This is a genomic window from Pseudomonas putida, from assembly GCF_022627325.1.
Classification (GTDB): Bacteria; Pseudomonadota; Gammaproteobacteria; order Pseudomonadales; family Pseudomonadaceae; genus Aquipseudomonas; species Aquipseudomonas putida_X.
In genome coordinates this window covers 1-1,062 of the sequence record NZ_JAETZZ010000037.1, presented here as the reverse complement: position 1 = coordinate 1,062, position 1,062 = coordinate 1, and the positions used below count along the sequence as shown (strand labels likewise).

The 1,062-nt window shown below is 56.0% G+C and carries 1 pseudogene; it reads right to left on the bottom strand.

Annotation, left to right across the window (positions count from 1 at the left end):
* Positions 1 to 996: pseudogene (locus tag JNA92_RS25575) on the bottom strand (IS3 family transposase); the annotation flags it as partial.
* Between the last annotated feature and the right edge of the window lie 66 nt (positions 997 to 1,062).

Here is a 1,062-nt window from a genome sequence, read left to right as displayed (position 1 = left end):
ATTTCAAGCTGCGAAATACTCGCTCCATCGGCGCATTATCCCAGCAGTTGCCTCGGCGGCTCATGCTCTGGCGCATGCGGTAGCGCCACAGTCTCTGGCGGAACTGACGACTGCCATATTGCGATCCTTGGTCGGAGTGAAACAGTAGCCCTTGAGGCTTTCCGCGTTGTTCGTAAGCCACCTCCAGCGCTTTGACCACGAGGTCTGCGTTCGGCTTTTCTGATAAGGCCCAGCCCACCACTCTGCGTGCATAGAGATCCAGGACAACTGCCAGATAGTGCCATTTGCCCTGCGCCCAAACGTAAGTGATGTCGCCACACCAGACCTGATTTGGCGCTTCGACATCAAACGCTCGGTTCAAGATGTTCGGAATATCTGGCCGCTCCACTGTGGCCTTTTTGTACGCATGTGATCCTGGTTGCTTGCTGACCAACGCCAGCTCACGCATCAGGCTGCGCACCTTGAACCGCCCGATCTTCTCACCCTCTTCTTGCATCATCATCTTGATACTGCGGCTGCCGGGCGCACTTCGTCCGCGCGTGAATAACTCATTCACTCGACTACGCAACCTCAGTCGCTCAACGTCCGGAGTTCGCCTTCTATGGCGATGTGCGTAGTAACTTGAGCGAGTGACTTCGAACACCTCGCATAGCCAATCAACGGGCTCATGGGCGCTGAACTGGTGGATCAGCGAATACGCTCGAGATCTTCCGACATCAAGAGCGCGGTAGCCTTTTTTAGTATCGATTTCTCGCGTTCAAGGCGCGTTATCCGAGCTTCGAGCTCTTGGATCTTTTGCTGCTCTGGCGTCAACGCTTTGCTGGCCGGCGTGACGCCGCCGCGCTCCTGTTGAAGCTGATTAACCCAGCGGCGTAGGGCCGATTCGACCAAGCCGAGCGAGCGTGCTGCTTCGGTATGACTGTAGCCTTGATCGAGCACCAGGCAGGCAGCTTCGCGTTTGAACTCAGGGGTAAAGGTACGGCGTTGCTTGGTCATCAGACACCTCTCTGTGGCGAGCATTCTCGCCTAAATGGGTGTCCGGAATCATTAGACCACTACAGT